Here is a 10450-nt window from a genome sequence, read left to right on the forward strand (position 1 = left end):
CGCGCGCGATCTGGCATGGCGGGGGATCAACGAAGGACGAGCGACATGGCGAAACGATATTGGGCGCAGCTGATCGAGATGGACGAGGAGGTCGAGGCGGCGAGCATTCCCGGCGCGAGCGACCACGAAAGCGCGGCGGATGCGATCGTCACCGACTTCGTCGGCGCGATGGGCGGCGCGATCACCAGCGGCGCGGTGCGCGTGTGGGTCGAGGGCGGCGCGTCCAAGACCTACGACTGGAGCGCCGAGTTCGAGCTGCCCGAGGACAGTGGCCTCGACGACGACGAGGATATCGAGGTCGAGGGCGAGATCGTGCTGACCGAACGAATGGGCTGACCCGCGCGGAATCGCGCTGGCCGGATGGTCGCCCCGCGCTAGACTGACGCTTCCAACAGGGAGTGGCGGCGATGCGGTTCGATGCGACGCGGGCGTTGATCCTCTATGCGGGCGGGCTGACGCTCGCGCTGGGCTGGGCCATCGTGACCGGGGCGACGGCCCCGCCGGCGGCGCGGGGAATCGACACGCTCGACGTGCGGCGGATCAACCTGCGCGAGCGCGACGGCACGCTGCGGATGGTGATCGCGGCCCGCGACCGCTTTCCCGGCCTCGTCATCCGCGGACGCGAACAGCCGCATCCCGGGCGAGCCGATGCGGCGGGCATGCTGTTCTACAACGACGAAGGCACCGAGAATGGCGGGCTGATCTTCGGCGGGCGCAGGACCGACGGTCGCGCCACCGGCTTCGGCCACCTCAGCTTCGACCAGTACGAACAGGATCAGGTGGTGGCGCTCGAGCAGAACGAGGATGCGGCCGGGCGCAATGCCGGGCTGCGTATCGCCGACCGTCCCGACGCACCGCTCGACGTCGCCGCGATCCGGCGGCTCGATCCGCTCACCCCCGCGGCGCGCGAGGCGGCGGTGCAGCGGATGAAGGCGGCGGGCACGTTCGGGCGCGACCGCGCCTTCTTCGGCAAGGACCGCGATGGCGATGCCCTGCTGAACCTGCAGGACGGGATGGGGCGGGTGCGCCTCCGCCTGCGCGTCACCAGGGCGGGCACCGCGCGGATCGAATTCCTCGATGCCGCGGGCAAGGTGACACGGGCGGAGGGGGCGTAGCGGCTACTTCACCCCCGCCATCCAGCCGCGCAGCTTCGCCTCCAGCACCGGCATCGGCAGCGCGCCGCTGTCGAGCACCGCGGCGTGGAAGGCGCGGGGATCGAAGGCGGCGCCCTGTTTCGCCTGCGCCTCCGCCTTCAGCTTCAGGATGGTCAGCTGGCCGATCTTGTAGGCGAGCGCCTGCCCCGGAATCGCGATATAGCGTTCGACCTCGGCGGTGGCGTCGGTCTTCGGCATCGGCGAGTTCGCCAGCATGTAGGCGATCGCCTGGTCGCGGCTCCAGCCCTTGGCGTGGATGCCGGTGTCGACGACGAGGCGCATCGCGCGCAGCATCTCGTCGTTGAGGCCGCCCATCCGCTGGTAGGGATCGGTCTCCATGCCGAGCGGCTTCCACAGGGTTTCCGCATAGAGCGCCCAGCCCTCGACATAGGCGGTGTTGCCGCCGAAGCGCATGAACGCGGGCAGCGCGGTGTTTTCCTGCGCGAGGGCAATCTGGAAATGATGCCCCGGCACCGCTTCGTGCAGGTACAATGTCTCCATCCCCCAGGTGTAGCGGCTGGGGAGGTCGTAGGTGTTGTAGTAGAAGATGCCCGGACGCTTGCCGTCGGGCGTGCCGTCCTGATAGCTGCCCGCCGCATCGCCTTTCGCGCGATAATCGGGGACCGGGCGGATCTCGAGCGGGGTCTTCGGGATGAGCGCGAACTGGTCGCGGATGCGCGCGTCGATGCGCTTGCCGATGCTCTCGTAATCGCGGCGGACCTCGTCGGCGCTGGTCGGCTGGAAGCGCTTTTCGGTGCGCAGATAGGTGAAGAATTCGGGCAGCGTGCCCTTGAAGCCGGCGGCGGTCTTCTGCTGTTCCATCGCGGCGGTGATGCGCGCGACCTCGGACAGGCCGAGCTGGTGGACGTCCTCCGCCTTCAGCGGCAGCGTCGTGTTCTGTTCGATGCGATAGGCGTAGAGCGCGTCGCCGCCGGGCATCGCCGACAGGCCGACGGTGGCGCGTGCCTTTGGCAGATATTCGGTCTTGAGGAAATCGCGCATCCTGACGTGCGCCGGCGTGATGACGTCGCGGACCTGCGCGGCATAAGCGGCGGTCAGCCGCTGGCGGTCGGCGGCGGGGATGGTGTCCGGGAACATGGTGACGGGGGCGTAGAAGACCGAGCCTTGCACCCCTTGCGCGATCAGCGCGTCGAACTGCGCGATCATGTTCTCGACGACGAGGCGCGGGTGGACGACGCCCCTGGCCATGCCTTCACGGAAACGCGCGATCGCGCGGTCGTACAGCGCGGCATAGCCGATGTTGCGCTTCAGGTTGTTGTCGTAGTCGGCGACCGTCTTGAACGGCGCGCCGCCCTTGCCGCTGGCGAAATCGGGGTAGAAGGTCTGGATGCCGCCGAAATGGTTGATCGGCAGCAGCCGCTGGATCGACTGGATCGCGGGCGTGTAGCCGCGCAGATTGACCTCCGCGGTGTTGCGGAAGACGTCGTAGGCGAGCTGGTCGACGCGGGTGAGCTTCGCGCGATCGATCGCCTTCAATGCGGCGAGGTCGGATTCGAGGTTGCGCTGCTCGCGCGCCGTCGCGGAGTCGGTCAGATAGTCGCCGAACTGGTCGGCATAGCGCATGTCGCCGCGCAGGATCGCCGAGATCGGATCGAGCGCGAGGTCGCGTTCGTCGCTGTCGTAGAACAGCCGCTTGAGCTTCATGTCCTCCGCGCCGTCGCCGGGCAGCGCGACGGGGGGCGGCAGCGCCTGTCCCAGCGCGGGCGTGGCGACGGTGGCGAGCAGCAGAGCCGCGGCGGCGAGATGGCGCATCGATAATCCCCTTTGCGGCGTCCTGTACCAGCGTGGCGGCGATTGGCGATAGCCATGGTTGACGCTGCCGCGCCCGCGCCGCAAGGCAACGCCCATGCGCTTCTTCTCCGACAATGCCGCGCCCGTTCACCCGCAGGTGATGGCGGCGCTGGCCGCGGCCAACACGCTCGACACCGCCTACGACGGCGATGCGCGCTCGCAGGGGCTCGACGCGCGGCTGTCGGCGCTGTTCGGCACCGATGTCGCGGCGTTGTGGGTGCCGACCGGAACCGCGGCCAATTGCCTGGCGCTCGCCGCGCTCTGCCCACCGCACGGCGGCATCGTCTGCCACCGCGACGCGCACATCCAGAACGACGAGGGCGGTGCGCCGGAGTTCTATACGCACGGGGCCAAATTATTCCTGGCGGACGGCAAGGGCGCGAAGCTGACCCCGGCGAGCATCGCCGACGTGATCGACGCGATCCCGGACGACGTGCACCGTGTCCAGCCGCATGCGATCTCGATCACCAACGCCACCGAATATGGCCGCGTCTATACGCCCGACGAGGTCGCGGCGATCGGCGGCCTCGCGAAGGCGCGCGGGCTGGGGCTGCACATGGACGGCGCGCGCTTCGCCAATGCGGTGGCGACGTTGGGCTGCACGCCGGCGGCGGTGACGTGGGAAGCGGGGGTCGATGCGCTGAGCTTCGGCTTCGTCAAGAACGGCGCGATGAGCGCGGAATTGCTGGTGTTCTTCACGCCGGCCCTCGCCGACGTGACCCGCTATCGCCGCAAGCGCGCGGGGCTGTTGTTCTCCAAGGGCCGCTATCTCGCCGCGCAGGTGCTGGCGATGCTGGACGACGACCTGTGGCTCGACAATGCCCGCGCCGCCAATGCGCGCGCGGCCGAACTCGCCGCCGCGGCGGGCGCGCGGCTGGTCCATCCGGTCGAGGCGAACGAGGTGTTCCTGCGCGCGACCCCCGACGAAGCGGCGGCGCTGCGCGCGAAGGGCTTCGACTTCTACGATTGGGCGGCGGGCGAGATCCGGCTGGTGACCGCGTGGGACAGCCCGGCGGATCAGGTCGCGGCGCTCGCGCAGGCGATCGGGCAGCTGTGAGCGAGGCGCCGCCGCCGGCATCGACGCGCGCGGCGATCCTCGTCCCCTTCGCGATCGTCACGCTGATCTGGGGATCGACGTGGCTGGTGATCCGCGACCAGCTGGGCGTGGTGCCGCCGAGCTGGTCGGTGACCTATCGCTTCATCGTCGCCGGCCTCGCGATGGCGGTGGTCGCGAAGGTCAGGGGCGAACGCTTCGCGCTCGACGCGCGCGGCTGGGCGTTCGCGGCGGCGGTGGGCGTGCTGCAATTCTGCCTCAACTTCAACTTCGTCTATCGGGCGGAGCATCACATCACATCCGGCCTCGTCGCGGTGGTGTTCGCGATGCTGCTGGTGCCCAATGCGCTGTTCGCCCGCGTGCTGCTGGGGCAACGGATGGGCGGGCAGCTGATCGCGGGATCGGCGGTGGCGATGGCGGGGATCGCGTTGCTGTTTCTGCACGAGGCACGGGTCGGGCCGGCGGGCACGGCGGCGACGCTGGCAGGGATCGGCTTCACCGCCGTCGCGATCCTCGCCGCATCGATGGCCAATGTGCTGCAGGCGACGCCGACCGCCAAACGCTATCCGATGATGGCGACGCTGGCGGTGGCGATGCTGATCGGCGCGGCGATCGACGGCGCGATCGCGTGGTGGCTGACCGGGCCGCCGGTGGTCGAGGCGCGGCCGGCCTATTGGGCGGGCATCCTGTGGCTCGGCCTCGCCGGATCGGCGCTCGCCTTCCCGCTCTATTATCGCGTGCTGCGCGTCATCGGGCCGGCCAAGGCCGCCTATTCGAGCGTCATCGTGCCGGTGATCGCGATGCTGCTGTCGACGGTGTTCGAGGGCTATCGCTGGTCGCCGCTCGCGGGGGCGGGCGCGGGGCTCGCGGGGGTCGGGCTGGTCATCGCGTTGAGGGCGCGCAGGCCCAACCGATAGTCGGGGTACGCCGGGCGCCAGCCGAGCACGCGCTTCGCCTTGCCGTTGGCGACGCGGCGGTTCTCGGCATAGAAACCGCGCGCCATCGGCGAGAGCGTCTCCAGCGCGACGAGCGGCGGTGGCGGCAGGCGGAGCAGCTGCGCGGCGAAGGCGACGACGTCGTCCTGCGGGCACGGATGATCGTCGGCGAGATTGTAGGCGCCCGCCGGCGCGTCGCGCGCGGCCAGCAGGCCGGCGACGATGTCGTCGACGTGGATGCGGCTGAAGACCTGATCGGGCAGTCCGACGCGGTGCGCCTTGCCTTCCGCCACGCGGGTCAGCGGCGAGCGGCCGGGGCCGTATATGCCGGGCAGGCGGAAGACGCGCGCGCCGCGCTCCAGCCATTCCATGTCGGCCGCGGCGCGCGCGGAGCGGCGGCCGGTGCCGGTCGGCGCGCTCTCGTCGACCCAGGCACCGCCCGAATCGCCATAGACGCCGGTCGAGGACAGATAGCCGAGCCAGCGGCCCTCCAGCGCATCGCCGTAACGGGCGAGGACGGGGTCGGCATCGTCCTGCGGCGGGACGGAGGAGAGGATATGCGTCGCCGCGGCGAGCACGGGGCGTACGGCGGCCTCGTCGTCGAAGCGCAAGGTCCCGTCGCGGCCGTCGCGGGTCGTGCCGAGGCTGGCGCCGGGCCAGGCGGCGGCGATGCGGGTGGCGGTGTAGCCGAGGCCGAAGATCAGGAGCATCGCTGGGCCCACGTCCGTTCGGGCTGAGCCTGTCGAAGCCCTCTTTCCAGGGGCGTGTCCGCTCGAGGAAAGCAGCCCGTCGACAGGCTCAGGGCGAACGGGACGGGACGTAGCGCCCTCACTTCGCCATCGGCCCCTTGTAGGTCGTGCCGAAATAGTCGCCCGTGTTCCACAGCGGCCGGACGGCCGCGTCGGCGATCTCGCGGGCGATCGCGTAATTGGTCGCGACGAAGCGGACACCCTGGTCCCACAGGATCGGCTGGGTCAGGTCATCGCCGGGGCGGTGGTAGCGGTTGGACAGGAAGTCCTCGAACGGCGCCTTGCCGGCGCCCTTGATGCCGGGCCACAGGAAGACCGCGGGGATGCCCTTGCGGACGAAGTTGAAATGGTCCGACCGGGTGAAGAACCCCTGTTCGGGCATCGGATCGGGCGACAGGCCGACGCCGACGGCGTTGACCGCGCGTCTCACAATCGGGCCGAGCGTCGAGCGGTCGGCACCGAAGGCGATCATGTCCTCGAACTTGTAGAGCAGCACCGGCATGTCGAGATTGACGTCGGCGACGATTGCACCGAGCGGCACGGTCGAGTGGTCGACGAACCAGCTCGATCCGATGAGCCCCTTTTCCTCGCCGGTCACCGCCAGGAACATGACGGTGCGCTTCGGCCGGGTGGGCGCGGTGGCGAAGCGTTTCGCCTCCTCGATCAGGCTGGCGATGCCGATCGCATTGTCGAGCGCGCCGTTGTTGATCCGGTCGCGGCCGGGCGCGTCGTCGGGGCGTGCGGGCGACACGCCGATATGGTCGAGGTGCGCGGACAGGATCACCACTTCCTTGCCCAGCACCGGATCGGCGCCGGGGACGATGCCGACGACGTTGCTGCTCGCGCCCGGCGTGAAGGCGGTGCGCGTCCTCGCGGTCAGCGTGCCGACGAGCGGCACCGGGGCGTAGCGCGGGTCGTCGGTCTGCGCCAAGGCGACGATCGCCGACCAGGGGGTGGCGGCGCCGGCGAACAGCTTCGCCGCGGCGGCCTGGCTCAGGGTGCCGAGCACCGGCGTGGTGGGTGCGGCGCTGGTGCCGGTGCCGTCGGGCATCGCCCAGGTCGTCTTGGGGTTGGCGTATCCGGCGGCGAGCGCGGCGAAGGGGCGCTGGCGCGGCCCGGCGCGGGGCGCGTCGAGCATGACGATGCCGACCGCGCCACGCGCGGCGGCGATCTGCGCCTTGGTCGCGGCGGAGGCGAAATAGGAGCGTTCCTCGCCCGGAAAGCGCGTCGGCGACCCCGCGAAGATCGCGACGATCTTGCCGCGGACGTCGACGCCGGCATAATCGTCGACGCCCAATTGCGGCGCGACGATGCCGCGGCCGGCGAAGACGACCGGTGCGGTGACGGTGGTCTCCGCGCGCGCCGGGTTGGCGGCGGGGATGTAATCCTCGGCGAAGACCAGTGGTTTGCCCGACCAGCTCATCGCGCCCTTGTCGGCCGCCTTGTAGACGACCAGCGGCACGCGCTGCAGATAGCCGCCGTCGTCGCCCGCCGGGCGCAGCCCCGCGGCGTAGAATTGCGCGGCGACATATTGCGCGGCGATGTCATATTCGGCGCTGCCTGCCTCGCGGCCCCGCAGCGCGTCGGAGGCGAGGAACATCACATGCGCCTTCATCGCCGCCTGATCGGCGGGCAAGGGCTGCGCGAGCAGGGCGTTGATGGTGGCGGCGTCTCGAGTTTGCGCGAACGCGGGCGTCGCGAGGGCCAGCGCGGCGAGCGCGGTGAAAGGACGCATCATGCGGGAAATCCTGAAAGCTGTATGGCCGTAGCGTAACAGTGTGTGGGATGGTGGCAAGATCACCCTCACCCTCGCCCATCGCCGCCTTCGGCGTCTCTCCCTCTCCCGATGGGAGAGGGAAGGGGCCCGCCCGGCGCAGCCGGGTGGGAAGGGTGAGGGCGACCGCCGGAATGACTGGCAGCCCGCGCCTGCGATCCTATAAAGGACGCATGCTCGACGTCTCGCACGCCATCGCCCAGCCCGCTCCCGCCAGTGACGGCGCGATCAGCCGGCACGATTACCGCCCGCCCGCCTGGACGGTGCCCGAGACGCGGCTGGTGTTCGACCTCGACCCCGCGACGACGCGGGTCACCGCGACGCTGAGCGTGGCGCGCAACGGCGAGCATGCCGAACCGCTGCGGCTCGACGGCGCGGGGCAGGAGCCGCTGGCGGTGCGCGTCGACGGCGTCGCGGTGAACGACTGGCGGATCGAGGGCGAACAGCTGGTGATCCCGCTGTCAGGCGATGCGCATGCGATCGAGACCGAAGTCGAGATCGCGCCCGAGCGCAACACCCAGCTGATGGGTCTCTACGCGAGCGGCGGCAATCTGTGCACGCAATGCGAGGCGGAGGGCTTCCGCCGCATCACCTATTTCCCCGACCGGCCCGACGTGCTGAGCCGCTATGCCGTGCGGCTGGTCGCGGACAAGGCGCGCTATCCGGTGCTGCTCGCCAACGGCGATCCGGTCGATGCCGGTGACCTGCCCGACGGGCGGCATTGGGCGGAGTGGAACGATCCCTTCCCCAAGCCCTCCTACCTCTTCGCGCTGGTCGCCGGCGACCTCGCGGTCAACCGCGGCAGCTTCACGACGCAATCGGGGCGCGACGTGCAGCTCGGCATCTGGGTGCGTGCCGCCGACATCGACAAGACGCATCACGCGCTCCACGCGCTCAAGCTGTCGATGGCGTGGGACGAGCGCGTCTATGGGCGCGAATATGACCTCGACGTGTTCAACATCGTCGCGGTCGACGATTTCAACTTCGGCGCGATGGAGAACAAGGGGCTGAACATCTTCAACAGCCGCTACATCCTTGCCGATCCCGACACCGCGACCGATTACGATTACGATGCGATCGCCGCCGTGGTGGCGCATGAATATTTCCACAACTGGTCGGGCAACCGCATCACCTGCCGCGACTGGTTCCAGCTGTCCTTGAAGGAAGGCTTCACCGTCTATCGCGATCAGGGCTTCTCCGCCGACCAAGGCTCGGCGGCGGTCAAGCGGATCGAGGACGTGCGGGGGCTGCGCGCCGCGCAATTCCCCGAGGATGCCGGGCCGCTCGCGCATCCGGTGCGCCCCGACAGCTATCTCGAGATCAGCAATTTCTACACGGCGACGATCTACAACAAGGGCGCCGAGCTGATCCGGATGATGGCGACCATTTTGGGGCCGCAGGGGTTCCGCGCCGGCACCGACCTGTACTTCGACCGCTTCGACGGCACCGCGGCGACGTGCGAGGACTTCGTCGCCTGCATGGAAGAGGCTGGCGGCGTCAACTTGGGCCAGTTCCGCTTGTGGTACAGCCAGGCGGGCACGCCGCGCGTCGCCGCCAGCCTGTCGCATCAGGCGGGCGAGGGGCGCGCGACGCTGCGGCTGGCGCAGCATGTGCCCGGCACGCCGGGGCAGCCCGACAAGCAGCCGATGGTGCTGCCGCTCAAGCTGCGGCTGTTCGGGGGGGAGACGGGGCGGCCACTCGGCCCCGAACAGCTCGTGCTGCTCGACCAGCCGGCGAGCACGATCGTGTTCGACGGCATCACCGAACGTCCCGTGCTGTCGATCAACCGCGGTTTCTCGACCCCGGTCATCATCGAGAGCGATCGCAGCGCGCGTGAGCTGGCCTTCCTCAGCGCGCACGACGACGATCCCTTCGCCCGGTACGAGGCGATGCAGCAGCTGATGCTCGATACGCTGGTCGCCGCGGCGGTCGAGGGGCGCGCCGATCACGATGCGGTGGTGACCGCGGTCGCCAACACGCTCGCCGACGCCGATCTCGATCCCGCGTTCGTCGCGGAGGCGGTGCTGCTGCCGTCGGAGAGCTTCATCGGCGACCAGCTGGCGAGCGTCGATCCCGAGGCGATCTTCCGGGCCCGCGAAGACCTGCGCGGGGCGCTCGGTCGGCGGCTGTCGGACCAGTGGCGCCATGCCTACGACCAGGCGCCGGCGGGGCCGTACGTCTATACGCCGGCGGCCAAGGGTCTGCGCCGGCTGCGCTCGGTCGCGCTCGGCTATATCGCGGCGAGCGGCGCGGACGATGCGGCGCGCCTTGCCTTCCGCCAGTTCGAGACGGCGGACAATATGACCGACCGGCAGGGCGCGCTGACGACGCTGGCGAGCGGCCAGTCCGACGAGCGCGAGGCGGCGCTCGACATCTTCTACAACCGCTATGCCGGCAACGGCCTCGTCATCGACAAATGGTTCCAGACGCAGGCGCTGTCGTCGCGCGACGATACCGGGCGGCTGGTGGAGGAACTGGCGCGGCATCCCGACTTCACGCTCGCCAACCCCAATCGCGCGCGGTCGCTGGTGGGGGCGTTCGGGGCGAACCAGCGTGCGTTCAACGCGGCGGACGGTTCGGGCTATCGCTTCCTCGCCGACCAGCTGATCGCGCTCGACCGGCTCAACCCGCAGACCGCAGCGAAGCTGTTGCCGCCGCTGGCGCGCTGGCGCCGGTTCGATGCGGGACGATCGGGGCTGATGCGCGGCGAACTGGAACGGATCGTCGCGACGCCGGGACTGTCGAAGGATATGTTCGAGCAGGTGTCGAAGAGTTTGGGGTGAGGGCGGGGTCTCGCCGACCGGTCCCATCGCCCTTCGTCACCCCGGACTTGTTCCGGGGTCCACTCTGCGGCGAGGCGGAGGGTGTCGAGGAGGGGCCAAACGCTTGCGGCCCGGTGGACCCCGGAACAAGTCCGGGGTTGTCTCTGAGGATTGTGGTTTAAGCTGATGCGGCTGGCGAGCGCGCTGCGG

General features: G+C 69.9%; 8 protein-coding genes. 5 read left to right on the forward strand and 3 right to left on the reverse strand.

Features of this window, described 5'->3' with window-relative positions; all coding sequences use genetic code 11:
- Positions 1-45 precede the first annotated feature (45 nt).
- Both M9979_RS16145 and M9979_RS16150 read left to right on the forward strand, forming a co-directional pair.
- Positions 46-336: a hypothetical protein gene (locus M9979_RS16145; protein ID WP_254290383.1), complete on the forward strand. Its 291-nt coding sequence runs from the start codon at positions 46-48 to the stop codon at positions 334-336.
- A 71-nt stretch (positions 337-407) separates the two neighbouring features.
- On the forward strand, positions 408-1115 hold the full coding sequence (locus tag M9979_RS16150) for a hypothetical protein (protein WP_254290384.1): 708 nt from the start codon (positions 408-410) through the stop codon (positions 1113-1115).
- A 3-nt stretch (positions 1116-1118) separates the two neighbouring features.
- Here M9979_RS16150 and M9979_RS16155 read toward each other — a convergent pair whose 3' ends face one another.
- On the reverse strand, positions 1119-2927 hold the full coding sequence (locus M9979_RS16155; RefSeq protein ID WP_254290385.1) for a DUF885 domain-containing protein: 1809 nt from the start codon (positions 2925-2927) through the stop codon (positions 1119-1121).
- Positions 2928-3021: 94 nt separating this feature from the next.
- Here M9979_RS16155 and M9979_RS16160 point away from each other — a divergent pair, with 94 nt between their 5' ends.
- Both M9979_RS16160 and M9979_RS16165 read left to right on the forward strand, forming a co-directional pair.
- A complete protein-coding gene (locus M9979_RS16160) occupies positions 3022-4023 on the forward strand; it encodes a threonine aldolase family protein (protein ID WP_254290386.1) in 1002 nt (333 codons plus the stop codon).
- Positions 4020-4937, forward strand: a complete 918-nt coding sequence (locus tag M9979_RS16165; protein WP_254290387.1) for a DMT family transporter — start codon at positions 4020-4022, stop codon at positions 4935-4937. The genes M9979_RS16160 and M9979_RS16165 overlap by 4 nt, the downstream gene beginning before the upstream one ends.
- Here M9979_RS16165 and M9979_RS16170 read toward each other — a convergent pair.
- Both M9979_RS16170 and M9979_RS16175 read right to left on the reverse strand, forming a co-directional pair.
- A complete protein-coding gene (locus M9979_RS16170) occupies positions 4847-5665 on the reverse strand; it encodes a Rossmann-fold NAD(P)-binding domain-containing protein (RefSeq protein WP_254290388.1) in 819 nt (272 codons plus the stop codon). The genes M9979_RS16165 and M9979_RS16170 overlap by 91 nt on opposite strands.
- Before the next feature lie 118 nt (positions 5666-5783).
- The gene (locus M9979_RS16175) at positions 5784-7442 is read right to left on the reverse strand and encodes a M28 family peptidase (protein ID WP_254290389.1); all 1659 of its coding nucleotides are present in this window, start codon (positions 7440-7442) and stop codon (positions 5784-5786) included.
- A gap of 209 nt (positions 7443-7651) precedes the next feature.
- Between M9979_RS16175 and pepN the strand changes: the two genes are divergently transcribed.
- A complete protein-coding gene (gene pepN, locus M9979_RS16180) occupies positions 7652-10261 on the forward strand; it encodes an aminopeptidase N (RefSeq protein ID WP_254290390.1) in 2610 nt (869 codons plus the stop codon).
- The last annotated feature ends 189 nt before the right edge of the window (positions 10262-10450 follow it).

Source organism: Sphingomonas liriopis, assembly GCF_024211255.1.
GTDB classification, from domain to species: Bacteria; Pseudomonadota; Alphaproteobacteria; order Sphingomonadales; family Sphingomonadaceae; genus Sphingomonas; species Sphingomonas liriopis.